The sequence below is a fragment of the Nonomuraea sp. WAC 01424 genome (assembly GCF_003947315.1).
Classification (GTDB): domain Bacteria; phylum Actinomycetota; class Actinomycetes; order Streptosporangiales; family Streptosporangiaceae; genus Nonomuraea; species Nonomuraea spiralis.
Genome location: NZ_QHHZ01000001.1, coordinates 116,056 through 133,293 on the forward strand (window position 1 = coordinate 116,056; position 17,238 = coordinate 133,293).

Sequence of the window (17,238 nt, forward strand, 5' to 3'; positions counted from 1 at the left end):
CCGGCAGGCGGCCCTCCACGCAGGGAGCGCGCTATGAGAAAGCTGCCATTGGCGATCTGGGCGATGGTCGTCGGAGCGTTCGCGATGGGCGCCGACGAGTTCATCGTCGCCGGTGTCGTCCGTGAGATCGCCCAGTCATTGAACGTCACGATCGGCGCCGTCGGCGCGCTGGAGAGTGTCTACGCGCTCGGGGTCGCGATCGGCGCGCCGGTGTTCACGGCTTTGGGCACCAGGTTCGGCCGGCGGTCGATGCTCCTGACCACCACGGGAGTGTTCCTCCTGGGCAACCTGGTCTCCGCCCTCGGCCCCGCCTACGACACCATCATGGCCGGGCGGATCATCTCCGCCATGGCCCACGGCGCCTTCCTGGGCATCGCCGCCGTGTACGCCGCCGAACTGGTCGACCCGTCGCGCAAGGGACGTGCGGTGGCCATCGTCTTCTCCGGTCTGACGGCCTCCACGGTGCTCGGCGCGCCGATCGGGGCGGCGATCGGGCAGGCGTTCGGCTGGCGGTTCACGTTCTGGACCCTGGTGGTCTTCGGCGGGATCGCGCTGCTCGGCCTGATCGGCTCGCTGGGCCGCCGCGGCACAGCGGACGTCCATCACGAACACCACCACGACTCCCGGCCCGGCGCCGAGTTCGAAGGGCTCGACGCGCACGCGCTGGCTCACCTGGGCGGCGCCGGCCAGGGGCCGACCATGCGCGAGCAACTCGCGGCCCTGCGCCGTCCGGCCGTGTGGGGCGCGCTGCTCACCACGATGCTCGGCTACGGAGGCGTCTTCACCAGCTACGTCTACCTCGCGCCACAGATCACCGAGGTGACCGGGTTCGAGGCCGGCTGGGTGACGCCGCTGCTCCTGCTGTTCGGGATCGGGCTCTTCCTCGGCAACCACCTCGGGGGCAAGCTCGCGGACAGGGCGGTCATGCCCACGGTGATCGCGACCCTCGGCGCGCTGGCCGTCGTGTTGTTCGCGATGACGTTCGCCATCGAGAGCAGGCCGGCGACGGTCGTGATGATGCTGGTCTTCGGGACCGCGGCCTTCGCCGTGGTCGCTCCCCTGCAGCTGCGGGTCATGATGGCCGCGGGCCAGGCGCCCGACGTGGCGTCCGCCGCCAACATCTCCGCCTTCACGCTGGGCAGCGCCATCGGCATCTACCTGGGCGGGGCGGCCATCGACGGCGGCCTCGGCCTGAGCTCGGTCAACTGGGTCGGCGGCCTGCTCACCACCGCCGGACTGCTGACCGCCCTGGCCACCTGGAGGCTGGTGGACCAGCGGCCGGCCGTACCGGCGGACCACCATCACCACGCGCCGCCCGCCACCCACCACCACCACTGACGCAGCGACCCGAAGACCTCCCCCGCTCGGCGAGCACGGGGAGGTCTTCCGGCTTCTCCTGGCGTACATGACCGCGGGGGCGTCCGGGTCGGTGCCCGTGCCGTGGAAGGTCGATCCCTTGCTCACCACGCCTCCTTGTCCGCGCCTGCCGGAGCGGCGTCGGCCGGAGCGGCGTCGGCCGGAGCGGCGTCGGCCGGAGCGGTCTCGGCCCGAGCGGTGTCGGCGAGAGCGGACTTGATCCGGCGGTCGGCCCCGGCCAGGAAGAGAACCGCTGGGACCAGGAGCGCGGCGCCGGCCGTGAGCGCGGCCCGGATCGAGATCACGCTGCCGATCGCGCCCACCAGCGGGCCGCCGATGATCTGGCCGCCGCTGTCGAACATGTCCCTGGCCGACAGCGCGGTCGCCCGCGCCTTGGGGTCCACCCGGGTCACCAGCCAGCCGTCGACGAGCGGCCCGTAGAGCTGCCGCGCGGCCGAGACCACCATCAGGAACGCCACCGCCAGTGCGAAGGTCCGGGACAGTCCCATGGCCAGCGCGCCCGCCGCCGTCACCAGGGTGGACAGCACGAGCATCCCGATGATCGCGCCGGAGCCGAGCCGCTCGGCACGCCGGGCGGTCCACCCCGCGGCGATCATGCTCGCCAGTCCGGTGGCGCAGGTGAGGATGCTGAACCACATGGCGGGCTCCAGGCCCAGAACGTCGGGAAAGGTGATGTCCTCCAGCAGGAAGGCGCCGAAGAGCCGGTCGAAGCTCTCGCTCCACAGCCCGAAGCAGAAGGTCATCCCGAGCAGGAACACCAGGCCGGGAACGGCCCGGCCGATGCGGTAGGAGTCCCGCATCTGACCGCCCAGCTCCGAACCGGCCTGCCGCAACACCGTTCCGAACCCGGACGCCCGTTCCGGCCGGTGGAAATTGTTCTCCGGCATGAAGAGCGCCAGCGCCACACCACCGGCGGCCATGAGAGCACCGGCGACGACCAGGGGCGTGCTCAGGGCCATCATCGCCACGAGGCCGCTGAGCAGGCTGCCCGCGATCGTCCCCGCGGAGCCGAGCTGGGAGGCCCTCAGGTAGACCCTCGCCATCTCCGCCTCGCGGGTCTCGTCCGCGACCCACGACTCTTGGGCGCCGCTCATCAACGCGGCGCCCAAGGCGAGCACCCCTTGAGCGATGAGCAGGTTGACGAAGGTGGGGATCATCCCTTGCAGCACCATGCCGCCGCTGTAGACGAGCACGCCGGCGACGACGCAGGCCCGCCTGCTCACCAGGTCCGCCAGCACCCCGGTCGGAAGCTGGAGCAGGAAGTACACGGCCTCCAGCACGGTCCCGAGCATCACGAGCTGGAAGGGATTCAGCCCCGCCTCGTCGACGTAGTACACCACCGAGGTGGTGAACCCCATCGTGACCAGGAAGGACATGCCGACCTGCATCCCCAGATACAGGCGGTACGGATTGACACGCGATCGGTCGGCGAAGACCATCTCAGAGCTCCTCGGCGGTCGGACCCGCCTGATCAGATACGGGACGGCGGCGAGCCGGGGCAGTGGCCGAAGCCAGAGCCCGCTGGATCGCGGCGTGGCTTTGCCGGTCGGTGAAGCCCTTGGCCCGCAGCACGCCGCCGACGTCGCGGACGGCCTGGTCCAGCACCGGCACGCGGCCGGCGCGGACCGCCTCAAGCCGGTCCACCAGAGGCGCGTAGGGCTCTCGGATCTCCGTTTCGAACGCTTCGGAGGACAAGATCGTGAGGGCGGGAGTGCCGACGATCAGGCGGAGGGCCGCCAGCAGGAACTCCTCCACACTGTCCAGGGCCGACAGCTCGCCGAGGCCGCGCACCTGCTCGTCGCCTCGGTACGGGTCCTGTCCCATGCCGGGAACCTGGACCCCTGGTCGGGGAAGATCACTGCGATGCTCACAGGAGACCACCGGGGATCTCGGTCAGCAGCGCGGCTCGAACGGATGCGACGGCCAGTCGGGCCGTCTGTCGGAGTGGGCCGGGAGCATACAGCGGCGGATGGGTCGGCATAGAACTCGTCGGTCCATGAAGCGGACCGGGTATCGGCGATCCCGGGGACCATCGTGTTGAGCACTTGCGGGGGCAACAACATCGGCATGGTGGCCGACCGCTCGATGTCCTTGGCGAGGTCGGCTCGGCCAAGGTCCGCCGCCGGTACTGGTATGGCTGCTCGATCAGCGCCGGCGACTGTGGTTGCCCTTGGTGTTCGTCGCGATCGCGGCACTGTCCACCGTTCGTGCCCCTGAGCCGATGCAAGCCACCTCCTGAACTTTGTATTCAAAAGTGTGCAAGGTGAGATATCACATCACATATGCCATGACCTGACAAGATCCAAACCAGCGGTTCCTCCGCAAGCCCCCACAGGCCCCCAGATCATCCATCAATGCCCTGTTCGCCCTGGTAGATGCGCGCGCGACGTTCGTCACGCTCAAGGCTCACGGCCCGGCGGTCGGCCTCCGCGTCCACTACGCAGTGCGAGCGGAAACGACTTGAGCACTTACTGCGCTCATAACCAACGTTTCGCCAGCAGCTTGGCATTCTCAGGAGTTTCTACATTCATGTGCAGGTCGATTCGCTGGGAATGTTTGCGATTCTCGACATTGGTCACCCTCGCGTCAGCGGGTGGCCCGCAGCCAGGGACGTTGCACGATGGCGGGCATGACGGTCGCGAACAGTCATGGCCCGGACTATACGGCGGGAAGGTTTGTTGTTGCTGAGGTTCGGCGCAGGCGCCTCAGAGCGACATTCGCTCCCTGCGCCGGGCGGCGGCGGCCACGTTGACCGGCATCCGGCCGAAGATCAGACCATGGAAGGGCGAGATCGCCCACCAGTACAGGTGGCCGAGCAGTCCGTGCGGATGGAAGATCGCACGCTGCGTGTAGATCGTCCGGCCGTCGGAGCGGGTGACGCCGAGCTCCAGCCAGGCCAGTCCGGGCAGCCGCATCTCGGCGCGCAGCCGCAGCAGCCGTCCGGGAAGCACCTCCTCCACCCGCCAGAAGTCGATCGAGTCGCCCACCCGCAGCCGGGCCGGATCGCGCCGGCCGCGCCGCAGCCCCACCCCGCCCACCAGCCGGTCGGCCAGGCCCCGCAGCTGCCACGCCATCGGCAGCGAGTACCAGCCGTTACGGCCGCCGATGCTCTCGATCACCTGCCACAACGCCTCCGGGCTCGCCTGTACGGCCAGGCTGCGATCGTCCACGAACAGGCTGCCGCCCGCCCAGTCGGGATCGGTGGGCAGCGGATCGCTCGGCGCGCCCGGCGTGGACGCCGAGGACCAGCGCGTGGCGACATCGGCCTCCTTGATCTTCATCAGCGCCAGGGACACCGCCTGCCGGAAGCCGACCAGCCCGCCCGCAGGGTCAGGTACGTACCGGACGATGTCGTGCTCGCCGCACACGGCCTCGTTGCGCAGCGACTCCACCAGCGGGCGGGCGATGCTCACGGGCACCGGCGTGACCAGCCCCACCCACAGGCTCGACAACCGGGGGGTGAGCAGCGGCACCGGAATGATCAACCTCGGCGGTAGCCCGGCCACCGCGGCATAACCATGCATCATGTCGGCATACGTGAGGACATCAGGCCCGCCGATGTCGAACCCCCGGTTGACCGTCCCCGGCACCTCCGCCCAAGCGACCAGATAGCGCAGCACGTCCCGCACCGCGATCGGCTGCGTACGGCTGCGCACCCAGCGCGGCGTCGTCATCACCGGCAGCCGCTCGGTCAGGTACCGAAGCATCTCGAACGAGGCCGACCCCGACCCGATGATCACCGCGGCACGCAGCACCACCGCCGGCACCGCGCCGCGCAGGAAGATCTCCCCCACCTCGGCCCGCGACGCCAGGTGCGGCGAAAGCCTCTCGTCCGCTGTCAACCCGCCCAGATAGACGATCCGCCGCACGCCCGCCCCGGCCGCCGCGGCCGCCGCGGCCGCCGCGGCCGCCGCGGCCGCGAACGTACGCGCCGCCAGCCGGTCCCGCTCGGCGAACCGGCCACTCGTCCCCATCGCGTGGATCAGGTAGTACGCGACCTCCACCCCGTCCAACGCCCGGCGCGTCCGCTCGGCGTCGGTGGCGTCGGCCTCGACGACCTCCACCCGTTCCGTCCACGGCAGATCACGCAGGCGTCCGGCCGAGCGCACCATGCATCGCACGTCATGACCGGCGGCCAGCAGCTCAGGCACCAGCCGCCCGCCGATGTACCCCGTAGCCCCGGTGACCAGGCACAATGCCATGCCCACGAGCCTTCCCCGTCCCCCACATCTCATGCTCCGGACCGCGCGCGGCCACGCGCCCGCGACCGCTCTCGCGGGGTGATCGGTCTTTGGGGGCCGCGGCAGTCCGGCCGCGGCCCCGCGATCAGCGGTGTCGCGACGGATCCGCCTGAGGACGAACCCCGAGACGCCGTCAGCGCCGATCACGCTCCGCAGGCGTGCGGGCGCGGCCCGTGGGCATCTGTGAGACATGGCTGAGGTGCACGGTTGTGGCAGGCCGCTGGTGGCGGTGTCGAGCCGCCTGCTCGACGAGCCGATACGGCCCAACAGCACCCGCAGCCGCGGCCGACGAGCCGCCGCGACCGCGGCCTGTTCGCCGGCGCCGTGGTTGAGGCCCATCCGCCACTGCCCGTCGAGGACGAGGGGCGGCTCCACGACGCGGTCCCGCCGTCCGTCGAGCGGATCTTCGCCCACGCGCGGCCGCGCGAGTTGCTGTGCCCCGTCCGCCATCACAGCCGGCACCTACGTACGAGAACAACCCCATTTGTCCACGGATCCGGACGAGCTCGGCCTGTGCGACCACGTCATGTGACACGACCAGCGACGCAGCCCGTCTCGTCGTGAAGGAGCCGTCGATGGATACGGTGATCGTCCTGCTCAACCGGGACCTGCGGGTGCACGACCACCCGGCCCTGACGGCCGCCTGCGAGGGCGCCCGCGCCGTGATCCCCCTGTTCGTGCTGGACGAGGCCGTCCCCGCCGGCCACCGCCGCGGCTTCCTGCTGGAGTGCCTGGCCGACCTGCGGGCGTCCTTCCGGGCACGCGGCGGGGACCTGATCGTACGGCACGGCGACGTCGTGACCGAGACCATGAAGCTCGTACGCGGAACCGGAGCCGAGGCGGTCTTCGCCAGTGCCGACGTCAGCCTGCTGGCCAGGAACAGGCAGGACCGGCTGGCCCGCGAACGCATCTCGTACCAGCTCTTCCCCGGGGTCACGGTGGTGCCGCCCGGCACGCTCAAGCCGTCCGGGGGCGGGGATCACTACCGGGTCTTCACGCCGTACTGGCGCTCCTGGAGCGGGCACCGGCATCGTCCCGTGCTCGCGGCGCCTCACCGCGTGCCGACGCCTCAAGACCTCGACGCCGGGCGGCTGCCGGGCCCGGCCCGGCCGCAACCCGTGCCGGGCGGCGAGACCGCCGCCCGCGCCCGCGCCCGGCGGTGGATCCGTCGCGACCTGCCGGGATACGCCGACGGCCACGACGATCTGGCCGGTGACCGCACCTCCCACCTGAGCCCGTACCTGAGGTTCGGCTGCCTGTCTCCGCTGGAGCTGGCCCACCTGGCCGCGGGTGGCGAGGCGTTCCTCCGCCAGTTGTGCTGGCGCGACTTCCACCACCAGGTCACGTACGCCTTCCCGCGAATCAACCGGGAAGACTACCGCCCTCGTGGCCACCGCTGGCGCGACGACGAGGACGCGCTGCATGCCTGGCGGGAGGGCATGACCGGACTCCCCATCGTGGACGCCGGCATGCGCCAGCTCCTCGCCGAGGGTTGGATGCACAACCGGGCCCGCCTGATCGTGGCCTCCTACCTGGTCAAGGTTCTCGGGATCGACTGGCGCGCCGGCGCCCGGCACTTCTTCGAGCACCTCCTCGACGGCGACGTGGCCAACAACTCGGGCAACTGGCAGTGGGTCGCCGGCACCGGCAACGACACGCGCCCCAACCGCGGCTTCAACCCGCTGCGCCAGGCGCAGCGATTCGACCCGGCGGGTGAGTACGTACGCCGCTACGTCCCCGAGCTCACCGACGTACCTGCCGCCCACGTCCATCAGCCGTGGCAGCTGAGCACTCCCCCGAGCGGCTACCCCCGCCCAATGCTCTGAACGGCCGTAGGCGACGCCACGGATCCACGAGATCAACCTGTTGGCGCAGCCGAGCGTACGTCGGCACGACCAGGACCGGCTCCCCGAATCAGCCATCGAGCGCGACAGCAGTCGCGGCTCCGGACACCACCGGGACGATTTCGAACTCGACAAGGTCCGACCACTCGGCAACCCAGCGTTGCAGGCCTGCGATGTCGTCACATTCCATGAGCTGGAAGCAACGGCTCAGATCGGCCGTCACCCAACTGGAGACGAACACGAGCCCTTCGTCGGTCATGCGGCCCCTTTCCCGGAAACGCTGATAGACGGCCTTCGCGTCCTGACGACGGAATCGTTCGATCACCATGAACAACATGTGCCCTCCGGTGGGTGACGGCTTGCGTCCCGGTCCGTTCCATGACGCCGACGGCCGGGGAGATGGTGGGCGGGGCGATTCGGTGACTGACCGGCTGATCTCTCTCGACTTCCCGCGGCCCAGCGGCAAGACGTTATGGGGACGCTTCTGGCATACCCCCGCCCCGGCATCTCGTGCACTCCCCCGGCTGCCGGCCTGTTGCCAGGCGGACACCGCTACCATGCGCGACATGCCATTGGACGACGCCTTAACGACTCGCATGGCCGACCCCGACTTCTGGGCGGCGTACCTCTTCGAAGATGACGCGCCCGAGCCGGACCTCGACGACGAGGACGATGAGGAATCGTTCATCGCGGAGTTCCAGGTGGGCGAAGGACTCGGACTCGTCCTTGATCTGGACATTGTCACCGGGTACTTCGACCTCGCTCTTACCGCACCCGAACTGGCCGAACCCATCACCGTCGGCTGGGACGACCAGGCCCACTTCCACCCCCACACCATGCGCTGGAGCGAACTGGACCTGCTTGCCCGGGCCCTGGCGCTGCACGATCCCCGACTCCGCCACCCCGGGCCGGTGCTTGCGCTGCTGGCCCGCTTCGTCGTTCTCGACGAGCAGGACGACCCGGACGTCATCACCCCGCTGATGGACGCGGCCTTTCAGCTGGTACGCCCCCGCCCGGGAACCGGACTGCGGCCAGAGACCCGCGACTGGTTCGAACTACGGGACCTGCGTGGCTGCGGCCTGCGCTGGACAACTGGCGACAACGGCTGCCTGGCCGTCGAGCAGGCCGATCCCGACTCCGCCCCACACGACCTCTACTCACTGCGCACCCCCGGATCCTCAGACTTCCCCTTCGCCGCTTGGACCGCTCTCGTCAATCGGGCAGAACAGATCCTCGCCGGTGCGACGGCCGCGCCTTCCCTGCGGGCTCCTGCCATCCGTACCGCCCTCGATCGCTGCACCACCGCCGAAGGCCGAGCTCACCTCGAACCGCTCGCCGCGGCGCTGCAGACCGCGAAGGCGGTCCACCCCGTCCTCGTACGTGCCCTGACCGAACCGGTGAGCAGGGCCGAGTCCTGCTGGGCCGTGGAGACGCTGGCCGGGCTCCCGGGTGGCACGTTGGTCAAGCAGTGGTACGGGCCAAGTCCCCTGGCCGGCGCACAGTCATGGGAATTGTGCCTGACGCTCGCCACCCAGGACCGTCCGGCGGAACACGCGCGCCTCCTGATCTCCGACCTGAACGACGCCTTGAAACAGGAAGGGCTGGGCCGCGCCGAGATCACGGGCGGAACAACTCGCCGCGACGCCCTCGGACGCCAGGTCAACGTCTCGACCTCGGCTGCCATCCTTGTCCGGGACGAGCTGCCCCGAGGATTGTCGTTGATCTCGCAGATCCTGCGACGCCACAACGCCGCGGACACTGCCGAACTGCGCCACGCGGCCCCGTCGCCTGCTTCGATCCCCATTCCTTGACATCAGCCGCCCCTGCCGCTCGAAGGTGGGGAAACGATGTCCAGACACAGTGCGCTGCTCGTGCGCGAAATCCCAGCCTCTCTAACTTTTCTGGGGTGCCTCGGGTGCATGGCGGAGTTCGGCGGGTCTGTCATCGGTGCTCAGTGTGACGACTTCGTAGGTGACCACCGGCCCGCCTGGCCGTCGGGGCGGGAGTGTCAGCTGGACGAGAAAGCCGAGTTCGTTGACGGCGTAGGCAGTCGTCCCGGCGAGTGGCCCGTCGAGGAGGAGCCCTTCACAGAAGTCGATCTTCGGTGCCTGTGTGACGCGATCGAGGTTGAAGCGCACTCGGATCTGATCGTCGGTGAGGCTCGCGTCGATGCGCTCCCCGCTGCCGTCCGAGATGCAGAGCCAGCGCTTCCCGGCCTGGTCGCCCACAGGCCCCGCGCTCACCACTCCGACTCTTTCCTCCATACGTCGATCGTCCCACGGGGACGTTTCCGGAATCCCCGGACAATGGCCGATCTTGCGCGCGGTGGGGCGCTCGCGGTGTCGTGCACGGACGGGCCGGTGCGAACATACGCCTCGGGCGACGGGCGGGTGGATCGTGCTGGCGGGTGGAGGTCTCGCCTTGGCTGCGGCCAGACGCCACGACGAGCCCGGACCGGACGTTCTGCCGCAGCTTGCACGGTTTTCCTCCGTCGCGAACCCCTGACGGCGCTTCCGGCGATCTTGTACGCGAGCAAGCGGGCGCTGGTTGACGCGGACCCGACGGCCCGGCACAAGGGCCACGAACCCGCCGGCGCACGTCGCCACCGCCCCTTGTGCGGCGATGACGGATGCGATGGACTCACCTGGCCACCAGAAACCGGGGCCATACGCCGATTTCTGGCCGGATCCGAGAAGGGACACGCAGGAATGAAGTTATCGAAGAGCGGCGAGAAGATGTCTGATATGTCAGGCTTGCGCAGCATTATGGAGGACGTCGCGACCTCCACCGCCGCAGGCGCCTCCGATTGGCTGAACCTGAGCATCGGCAACCCCGCCCAGATCAAGGAGGTCGTAGACACCTGGCGCGACCTGACCGCAACGGTCGTGGCAGAGGATTTCTCCTTGACGAGCAGCCGGTACGGCCCTTCGCGCGGCATGCCCGCCCTGGTCGACGAGATCGTCGCCCATTTCAACACCCGCTACGGCTGGGGCATAACGGCGGACAACGTCGCCGTGGGACCGGGCAGCCAGATGCTCTTCTTCATCGCCACCGCGCTGTTCGCCGGCGAGGTCACCGACGGCTCGTTCCAGCGCGTGGTCCTGCCCATGACACCGGACTATCCCGGCTACCTGGGGTTGTCCATGGACCCCGACGGCGTGACCGGCATCGCCCCCAAGATCGAGCTGACCGGCGACAGGTCCTTTCAGTACGCCTTCGACTTCGAGGCGCTGGAACGATGCCCCGAGATCGGCATGCTTCTCCTGTCCAGCCCGAGCAATCCGACCGGCCGTAGCATCGACGGCGACGAGCTCGCCCGGCTGATCGACGTGGCACGGCGCCGTGACGTACCGCTGATCGTCGACCACGCCTATGGCACCCCGTTCCCCCGCGTCGCCGCCTCCAGAGTGGCGCCGCAGTGGGACGAGCACCTGATCAACTGCTTCACCTTGTCCAAGGCGGGTCTGCCTGCCGAACGCATCGGCTTCGCGATCGGGCCGTCCCGATACATCCGTGCGATGGTGTCGTTCATGGCCAACTCCGTCCTGCATGCTCCACAGCTCATGCAACGGGTGGCGGCCAGGGCGCTGTCCTCAGGGCTGCTGGACCGGCTCGCCTCCACGGTGATCAGCCCGTTCTACCGAACGCGTCGCCTCTACGCGGAGCGCCTGTTGGCCGATCTCCTGCCGGACTCCATCGACTGGCGCCTGCATGCGGGAGAGGGCGGGATGTTCTGCTGGCTGTGGATCGACCACGACTGGTTCGATGACATGGCCCTGTATCGGCTGATGAAAACCAAGAAGGTCTTCGTCGTACCCGGTCGCCACTTCTTCGGGAAGCCGGCGTCGACGACCTCAGAGGCGCCCCACGCCAAGCGGTGTTTTCGGATCAGCCTCACCGCGGACGAACACGTGATCGCCGAAGGTGTGGCGAGGATCGCAGAAGGCCTCCTGGAACTGCGCCACTCCGCCTAAAGGTCCTTGAACCCGCGGTACGCCTGATTTCATTCGACTACCCGATCCGCCGGCAAGCAGCGCGCTCCCTCGGCCCCCGCGCTCCCACTGATGATGACTCCGACGTGATCCCGCCGCCGACGGGCCAGAGCAAGCGCCGCCAAGTCCCGGTCGGGCCGACCAACGGGACGCCGAAAGTTCAGCGCCTCGCAGCAACGAGGGTGGCGGTTCCGTGGCGTCGCCGGCGGTGGTGGCCTACTCCTCTCGCGGGCTCGTGGTGCGATCGAGGTACCGCCTGCCCCACCCGTCCAGCAGGTACACGATCTCCTCCAGGCTTTTGCCCGTCTCCGTGAGCGAGTACTCGACCCGCGGCGGCACCTCCCGGTACACCATCCGCTCGACGATCGCGTCCTCCTCCAGTTCGCGGAGCTGCCGCGTGAGCATGCGCGGGGTGATGCCGTGCATCTCCCGTCTGAGTTCGCCGAACCGATGCGTGCCCTGGAGCAGTTTGTAGACGATTGCCAGCTTCCAGCGACCCCCGAGGATCTCCATGGCAACCTCGACCATGCAGTTGTCCGGCTTGTCCGTCAGATCCGTTCGCATCTCCGCCACCTCTATTGGTATACAAATCGGCACTATGTCACAAGAAAGACAGTACTTGTCGATTCCGTAGTACCTTCACCAGGCTGGGATCATGCGTTCGAACGACACACCTCGCCGGTGGGCGGTTCTCGCGGTGATGTGCGCGAGTCTGTTCCTGGTCGGCATCGACCTGACCGTGCTGAACGTCGCCCTGCCGAGCCTGACCGAAGAGCTGATGCCCGGCGCGACCGAGGTGTTGTGGATCGTCGACGTCTACTCGCTCACGGTGGCGGCGCTCCTGGTGACATGTGGAACACTGGGCGACCGGCTCGGCAGGAAACGGATGGTACTGGCCGGGTTCGCCGTGTTCGGCGTCGCCTCCGCCGCCGCGGCGGCCTCTGGCACGACCGCGCAGCTCATCGGCGCGCGGGTGCTGCTGGGCGTCGGCGCCGCAATGATCATGGCGTCCACGGTGGCGATCATCAGGACGACCTTCTCCGACGGCCGCGAGCGGGCGATCGCTCTCGGGGTCTGGACCGCGGCGCACAGCGCGGGCGCCACCGTCGGGCCGGTCCTCGGCGGCGCGCTGGTGGAGCGCTGGTGGTGGGGCGCGGTCTTCCTGGTCAACGTACCCCTCGTGGCCCTCGCGCTGATCACCGGCGCCTGGCTGATCCCCGAGTCCAAGGATCCGGCGCCGCGCCGGTGGAATCCGGCGGACGCGGCGCTTTCCATTGCCGGCCTCGGGCTGACGGTCTACGCCGGGAAGCAGGTGAGCGACCACCCGTCCGCCGCGACGGCGCTGACAGGGGCCGCGGGCGTGGCGCTGCTCGTGATCTTCGTGGTACGGCAGCGGCGTACCACTCATCCGCTGCTGGATCTCTCGCTGTTCGCAGACCGCCGGTTCACCGCCGCCACCGTCTGCGTCCTGTCCTGCTTCGGGTGTTATACGTCGCTGCTGTTCTTCCTCACCCAGCGATTCCAACTCGTGGACGGCTTCACTCCCCTCCAAGCGGGCCTGGCGCTTGCTCCGCTGGCCGCGGCGAACGCCGTGGGTGCGGCCGGGGCGCCGTGGCTGGCAGGGCGTTGGGGGCGCCGGTCCGCCGTGGCGGCGTCGCTCGTCATCTTCGGCGGCGCGCTGGCCGTGCTCGCGGCGGCGCCGGGTGGGCCCGCCGTCTTCGCCGCGTTGGTCGTCGCGGGCGCGGCGGCTGGGGTGGTGATGACGCTCGGCGCGGATCTGGTGATGTCGGCGGCCCGCCAGGAGCGTGCGGGCGAGGCCGCCGCCATCCAGGAGACCTCGTTCGAGCTGGGCGCGGGGCTGGGGGTCGCCGTACTGGGCACGGTTCTCACCGTGGTGTACCGCGCGGCGCTGCCCGCCGCGCCCGCCGGGGCGCGGGAATCACTCGGCGCCGCGGCCGAGGTGGCGGCCGCCCTCGCCCCCACCCAGGCGTACGAGCTGCTCCAGGTGGCGCACGAGGCGTTTCGCTCCGGGCTCAGCGCGACGCTGGCCGGTGCCGCGGCGTTGCTCTGGCTGACCGCCATCGTCTCGGTGGTCTTGTTGCGCGACCCGCACGAACCCTCCGGGGCGGTGGCGGCAAGAAGCGGCTCGACCTTGGCGAAATGAGTTCACCGAACTCGGCCATGTCCGCACGAGGCGGTCAGGCGACGGGGGTCCAGGTGAACCGGCCGTCGGGGCGGGGTTCGGCGCGTCCGAAGGTCACGTCTGCGAAGTGGCCGCCGTAGCCGATCGTGTCAGGACGGCTCAGTTCTTCGACCAGGCGGTGGCGGTGCTCGGCGGATTCGGCGGGGTCGTGGTCGATGCCGCAGGACCATTCGGGGTGGGTGACCTGTACCGGCGCGTGCAGGGCGTCGCCGAACACGATGAGCCGCTGGTCGCCGCCCGTGATGGTGTAGGTGGTGTGCCCGATGGTGTGTCCGGGCGCGAACGAGGCGTGGACGCCGGGGAAGATGCTTTCGCCGTCCTCGATCGTACGGACGCGGGGTTCCATGACGGCGAGTCGCGGCTCGTCGGCGAGGTCGCGCCGCTCCCACTCAGGAGCCGCGACGAGATGCGCGGCGTGGGCGAAGGGTGGTGCGTCCTCGCCGGGCGCCGTGCTCCAGGTCCAGCCGAGGTGGTCGGAGTGCAGGTGGGTGATGGCGACGGCCTCGATCCGCTCCGGCGTACGGCCCAGTCGCCGCAGGTTGTCCAGCAGCTGGCCGCCGTACAACTTCCCCAGCAGCGGGTTGGCCGGGTCGTCGGGGTGGGACTCGGGGCCGAACCCGGTGTCGATGAGCAGCGCCCGGTCGCCTCGCTCGACCAGCAGGCCGCCGATCCCGGCCACCAGGTAGCCGTCGTCGTCGAGGTGGTCGCGGTAGGCGGCCCAGTCGGCGGCGGTGGCGGCGGGCAGCCAGCCGCGCGGCTTCAGCCGTACCACTCCGTCCGGGACGTAGGTGATCGTGAGGTCGCCCAGCTGGAGAGAGCGGACGCGGGGCGCACGACTCAGGCGCGTGCGGTCGAAAGCGGTCGTCGTGGCCATGATGCCTGCCCAGTGCTCGAAGGAGGCGCCGCCGGGGCGGTGACGCCTCCCGAACATTACAACTCGAATCATTCCAATTGCAATCATTCGAGTTGTACTAGACTTGAGCCGTGACCGACCAGCACGACACCCAGGCCCAGGCCGACCGCGAGCTCTGTGGCCTGATCAACGGCCTGGCCAAACAGATCGAGGCGCACGTCCGTACCCGCGCGGCCACCCTCGGCCTGACCGCCTCGCAAGGCGTCGCGATGCGCGAGCTGACCGGCCCCATGACCTTGCGCGATCTCGCCGAACGGATGAGCTGCGAGCCCTCCAACGCCACCTTCGTCGCCGATCGCCTTGAGGAACAGGGCTACCTCGAACGCCATCCACACCCCGGCAACCGCCGCGCCAAGCATCTCGTCCTGACGCCCGCGGGCACCGAACTACGCGAGCGCCTCCTGGAGCTGCTCTCCACCGATTCCCCGCTGGCCCCGCTCTCCTCCGAGGAGCAGGACGCCCTGCAGCGCCTCCTCGTCCGTGCCGTCGTCCGCTGACCCTCGGGCCGGAGTCCCCGCGACCGCCGGTCCCGCCCGCATGTCGCCGGGCGCCGCCGCTGATGCTCGCGAACAGGGGCCCGGAGGCTCAGTACGTCGCGCGCCATGCGACCGGCCCGGCGCGATCTCGCCGACGCCAGGGGTCGTTCCGTTGTCGCCCCGGCATCCTCCGCCGAGGATCACAGTGATCAGGTCGCTCCGCTACCCTGTCACGACGCAGTACGGGACGCCGAAGTCCGCATGGACGGTGCACTTCGCCGCCTGCCAACTGTTGATCTTCGTCCAGACGCCCTTGGTCCTCCAGGACTGTGTGCCCTTGAAGTTCAGCATGTAGTCGTCGTTGTTGAACGTGAAGGCGTCCGCGTCCTTGCTGTAGTCGCTCGTGCTGTGCGCCGGGAGTGACACCTGCTTGCACGGGGCGTAGACCCAGTCAGGCGTGGTTCCTCCGCTGTAGTTCCAGACGTCGCAGCGGTCAGCGCCCTGCCCGAGGCTGTAGGTGATGTGCATGCCCCAGGAGGAGCTGTTGATCACTTGCCCGACGAGCATCGCGTTGGCCGATGCGGGGCTGCTCGCAGCCATGAGCAGTCCCGTCAGGCCGAGCGCCATGATACTGATCCTGCCTGCTCGGATCCGATGCCGCATGGTTACATCCTTTCGTCGCCGGGATCTCCCCGTTGTGTCAGAGCCAGTTCATCGCGCCGGGCGCAGGCTCGTCCCCCAGTTCCGGCCCGAGCAGGAACACGAAGCTCAGCGTCCCTGCCTGTCGTCCACTTGTTCTCGGCTGTTTCTTCATCCACGCAATGGAGGCGCCACGTCCGATCAGTCGCTGTGCCGCCGGCGAGGCGATGCGCGCCCTTGCGGACCCGTTCTTCCGGCCTTCAGCGGGTGAGGTGGCGTCCACCTGCGACGGAGAGGACCTCTCCGTTGACGTGCCCGTTCGCCGCCGAGCCGAGATAGGCGACGGCGGAGGCGACGTCCTGGGGGGTGCAGATGCGGCGGGTCGGCGTCATGGCGGCTTCGGCGTCAACGACCTCCTGCCCGAATCCCGGATAGGTCAGTGCCCGTTCGGTCAGGGTGAAGCCCGGCCTGACCACGTTGGTGAGGATGCCGTACTGGGCCTCCCGGGAAGCCAGGACCCTTGCGGCCGTCTCCAGCGCGCCCTTCGCGGCAGGATAGGCCGCGCCTGCGGGCATGGGCTGGCTGACCACGTCCGATGAGATCATGACCACGCGTCCCCATCCCGCTGCCCTCATACCGGGCAGAGCGGCGGCGATCACGGACAGTGTCCCGGTCACGTTCGCGGTGAAGTCGTCGGTCAGGGTCTCCCACGTCTCGGGTGTCCGGGTCGGCCAGGACACGGCGTTGGCGATCAGGATCGCGATGTCGCCGAGTTCGCGCTCCACCTGGTGGACGGCCGTCCGGATCGACTCCTGGTCACGCTGGTCGATCCGGACCGCGATCACCCTTCCGCCCGTACGCGTGATCGAGTCGACGAGGCTGCGGGCTCGCCCTTCGCTACGGTGCCAGGCGGCGGCGACCAGGGCTCCCTCTTGTGCCAATGCCATGGCGATCGCACCGCCGATGTCACCTGACGCACCCGTGACCAGCGCGACCCGTCCATTCAGTACGAGGTCCATCATCCCTCCATTCATAGCCGACTATCTAATAGCCGACTATAGATATAGTAGACTGAGGGATGTGGATGCAAGCGAGGCGATGCGCGTCAATCGGGCGCTGAACAAGATGAGCAAGCTCTACCGGGCCGCAAAGGCACGCAAACTCGCGGCGCTCGGACTGCATCCCGGCCAGGACGTACTGCTGTGGGTGTTGGCGCAGGAACGCGACGGCATGACGGTTTCCCAGCTGGCCGCCCGGCTCGGTATCGAGCAGCCGACCGCCACCCGCAGCCTCACCCGTCTGGAGAGCGGCGGCTGGTTCCGGCGCGAGCCGGTCGCCACCGACCGCCGTCAGGTGCGCGTCGTGGTCACCGACGCCGGTCACAAGCTGGTGCCGGAAATCGAACGGGCGTGGGCGGAGCTCGCCGAGGAGGCGCTGGGCGAGGTGAGCGTGGAGCAGCGCGAGATCGTGCTGAACGCCCTGGAACAGGCCAACGACACGCTACGCGCATCGGTCGGGGAAGCCGTCCTGGCCGAGGAATGACCCTTTTCCGG

At 69.2% G+C, this 17,238-nt stretch carries 16 protein-coding genes; 7 read left to right on the forward strand and 9 right to left on the reverse strand.

Annotated elements, in window-relative coordinates; genetic code table 11:
• Window positions 1-33 precede the first annotated feature (33 nt).
• On the forward strand, window positions 34-1,338 hold the full coding sequence (locus DMB42_RS00465; RefSeq protein WP_221761935.1) for an MFS transporter: 1,305 nt from the start codon (window positions 34-36) through the stop codon (window positions 1,336-1,338).
• Between the two features lie 122 nt (window positions 1,339-1,460).
• On the opposite strand, the gene DMB42_RS00470 is transcribed toward DMB42_RS00465, so the two are convergent.
• The 3 genes from DMB42_RS00470 to DMB42_RS00485 form a co-directional block, all read right to left on the reverse strand.
• The gene (locus DMB42_RS00470) at window positions 1,461-2,816 is read right to left on the reverse strand and encodes an MFS transporter (protein ID WP_125629510.1); all 1,356 of its coding nucleotides are present in this window, start codon (window positions 2,814-2,816) and stop codon (window positions 1,461-1,463) included.
• Between the two features lies 1 nt (window position 2,817).
• Window positions 2,818-3,201: a hypothetical protein gene (locus DMB42_RS00475; RefSeq protein WP_125629512.1), complete on the reverse strand. Its 384-nt coding sequence runs from the start codon at window positions 3,199-3,201 to the stop codon at window positions 2,818-2,820.
• Between the two features lie 881 nt (window positions 3,202-4,082).
• Window positions 4,083-5,579 (reverse strand): SDR family oxidoreductase, encoded by a 1,497-nt coding sequence (locus tag DMB42_RS00485; RefSeq protein WP_125629514.1) that lies wholly within the window; start codon window positions 5,577-5,579, stop codon window positions 4,083-4,085.
• A gap of 614 nt (window positions 5,580-6,193) precedes the next feature.
• Between DMB42_RS00485 and DMB42_RS00490 the strand changes: the two genes are divergently transcribed.
• Window positions 6,194-7,444 carry a deoxyribodipyrimidine photo-lyase gene (locus DMB42_RS00490; RefSeq protein WP_125629516.1) on the forward strand — a complete coding sequence of 417 codons (1,251 nt, stop codon included), beginning with the start codon at window positions 6,194-6,196 and terminating at the stop codon, window positions 7,442-7,444.
• A gap of 88 nt (window positions 7,445-7,532) precedes the next feature.
• On the opposite strand, the gene DMB42_RS00495 is transcribed toward DMB42_RS00490, so the two are convergent.
• Window positions 7,533-7,799: a DUF3303 domain-containing protein gene (locus DMB42_RS00495; protein ID WP_125629518.1), complete on the reverse strand. Its 267-nt coding sequence runs from the start codon at window positions 7,797-7,799 to the stop codon at window positions 7,533-7,535.
• A 229-nt stretch (window positions 7,800-8,028) separates the two neighbouring features.
• Between DMB42_RS00495 and DMB42_RS00500 the strand changes: the two genes are divergently transcribed.
• Window positions 8,029-9,273, forward strand: a complete 1,245-nt coding sequence (locus DMB42_RS00500; RefSeq protein ID WP_125629520.1) for a hypothetical protein — start codon at window positions 8,029-8,031, stop codon at window positions 9,271-9,273.
• Between the two features lie 81 nt (window positions 9,274-9,354).
• On the opposite strand, the gene DMB42_RS00505 is transcribed toward DMB42_RS00500, so the two are convergent.
• Window positions 9,355-9,726 (reverse strand): hypothetical protein, encoded by a 372-nt coding sequence (locus tag DMB42_RS00505; protein ID WP_125629522.1) that lies wholly within the window; start codon window positions 9,724-9,726, stop codon window positions 9,355-9,357.
• 258 nt (window positions 9,727-9,984) lie between these two features.
• Here DMB42_RS00505 and DMB42_RS00510 point away from each other — a divergent pair, with 258 nt between their 5' ends.
• Window positions 9,985-11,436 carry a valine--pyruvate transaminase gene (locus DMB42_RS00510; RefSeq protein WP_125629523.1) on the forward strand — a complete coding sequence of 484 codons (1,452 nt, stop codon included), beginning with the start codon at window positions 9,985-9,987 and terminating at the stop codon, window positions 11,434-11,436.
• 234 nt (window positions 11,437-11,670) lie between these two features.
• Here the strand turns inward: DMB42_RS00510 and DMB42_RS00515 are convergent, their stop codons facing one another.
• The gene (locus tag DMB42_RS00515) at window positions 11,671-12,018 is read right to left on the reverse strand and encodes a helix-turn-helix domain-containing protein (protein WP_125629525.1); all 348 of its coding nucleotides are present in this window, start codon (window positions 12,016-12,018) and stop codon (window positions 11,671-11,673) included.
• A 91-nt stretch (window positions 12,019-12,109) separates the two neighbouring features.
• On the opposite strand from DMB42_RS00515, the gene DMB42_RS00520 reads away from it, so the two are divergent.
• On the forward strand, window positions 12,110-13,618 hold the full coding sequence (locus tag DMB42_RS00520; RefSeq protein WP_125629527.1) for an MFS transporter: 1,509 nt from the start codon (window positions 12,110-12,112) through the stop codon (window positions 13,616-13,618).
• A 34-nt stretch (window positions 13,619-13,652) separates the two neighbouring features.
• On the opposite strand, the gene DMB42_RS00525 is transcribed toward DMB42_RS00520, so the two are convergent.
• On the reverse strand, window positions 13,653-14,531 hold the full coding sequence (locus DMB42_RS00525; protein ID WP_125629529.1) for an MBL fold metallo-hydrolase: 879 nt from the start codon (window positions 14,529-14,531) through the stop codon (window positions 13,653-13,655).
• A 110-nt stretch (window positions 14,532-14,641) separates the two neighbouring features.
• On the opposite strand from DMB42_RS00525, the gene DMB42_RS00530 reads away from it, so the two are divergent.
• Complete coding sequence (locus DMB42_RS00530; protein WP_125629531.1) at window positions 14,642-15,067, forward strand: MarR family winged helix-turn-helix transcriptional regulator; 426 nt, start codon at window positions 14,642-14,644, stop codon at window positions 15,065-15,067.
• A 201-nt stretch (window positions 15,068-15,268) separates the two neighbouring features.
• On the opposite strand, the gene DMB42_RS00535 is transcribed toward DMB42_RS00530, so the two are convergent.
• The gene (locus DMB42_RS00535) at window positions 15,269-15,709 is read right to left on the reverse strand and encodes a hypothetical protein (protein ID WP_125629533.1); all 441 of its coding nucleotides are present in this window, start codon (window positions 15,707-15,709) and stop codon (window positions 15,269-15,271) included.
• A gap of 236 nt (window positions 15,710-15,945) precedes the next feature.
• On the reverse strand, window positions 15,946-16,707 hold the full coding sequence (locus DMB42_RS00540; RefSeq protein WP_221761937.1) for an SDR family NAD(P)-dependent oxidoreductase: 762 nt from the start codon (window positions 16,705-16,707) through the stop codon (window positions 15,946-15,948).
• A 58-nt stretch (window positions 16,708-16,765) separates the two neighbouring features.
• On the opposite strand from DMB42_RS00540, the gene DMB42_RS00545 reads away from it, so the two are divergent.
• On the forward strand, window positions 16,766-17,227 hold the full coding sequence (locus tag DMB42_RS00545; protein ID WP_125629535.1) for a MarR family winged helix-turn-helix transcriptional regulator: 462 nt from the start codon (window positions 16,766-16,768) through the stop codon (window positions 17,225-17,227).
• Window positions 17,228-17,238: the final 11 nt, after the last annotated feature.

Bases quoted from the DNA above. Each gene is read 5' to 3' on its own strand.
- DMB42_RS00470 (WP_125629510.1), bottom strand. From the start codon at position 2,816: ATGGTCTTCGCCGACCGATCGCGTGTCAATCCGTACCGCCTGTATCTG.
- DMB42_RS00490 (WP_125629516.1), top strand. From the start codon at position 6,194: ATGGATACGGTGATCGTCCTGCTCAACCGGGACCTGCGGGTGCACGAC.
- DMB42_RS00505 (WP_125629522.1), bottom strand. From the start codon at position 9,726: ATGGAGGAAAGAGTCGGAGTGGTGAGCGCGGGGCCTGTGGGCGACCAG.
- DMB42_RS00475 (WP_125629512.1), bottom strand. From the start codon at position 3,201: ATGGGACAGGACCCGTACCGAGGCGACGAGCAGGTGCGCGGCCTCGGC.
- DMB42_RS00540 (WP_221761937.1), bottom strand. From the start codon at position 16,707: ATGATGGACCTCGTACTGAATGGACGGGTCGCGCTGGTCACGGGTGCG.
- DMB42_RS00535 (WP_125629533.1), bottom strand. From the start codon at position 15,709: ATGCGGCATCGGATCCGAGCAGGCAGGATCAGTATCATGGCGCTCGGC.
- DMB42_RS00525 (WP_125629529.1), bottom strand. From the start codon at position 14,531: ATGGCCACGACGACCGCTTTCGACCGCACGCGCCTGAGTCGTGCGCCC.
- DMB42_RS00485 (WP_125629514.1), bottom strand. From the start codon at position 5,579: ATGGCATTGTGCCTGGTCACCGGGGCTACGGGGTACATCGGCGGGCGG.
- DMB42_RS00500 (WP_125629520.1), top strand. From the start codon at position 8,029: ATGCCATTGGACGACGCCTTAACGACTCGCATGGCCGACCCCGACTTC.
- DMB42_RS00495 (WP_125629518.1), bottom strand. From the start codon at position 7,799: ATGTTGTTCATGGTGATCGAACGATTCCGTCGTCAGGACGCGAAGGCC.
- DMB42_RS00515 (WP_125629525.1), bottom strand. From the start codon at position 12,018: ATGCGAACGGATCTGACGGACAAGCCGGACAACTGCATGGTCGAGGTT.
- DMB42_RS00520 (WP_125629527.1), top strand. From the start codon at position 12,110: ATGCGTTCGAACGACACACCTCGCCGGTGGGCGGTTCTCGCGGTGATG.
- DMB42_RS00465 (WP_221761935.1), top strand. From the start codon at position 34: ATGAGAAAGCTGCCATTGGCGATCTGGGCGATGGTCGTCGGAGCGTTC.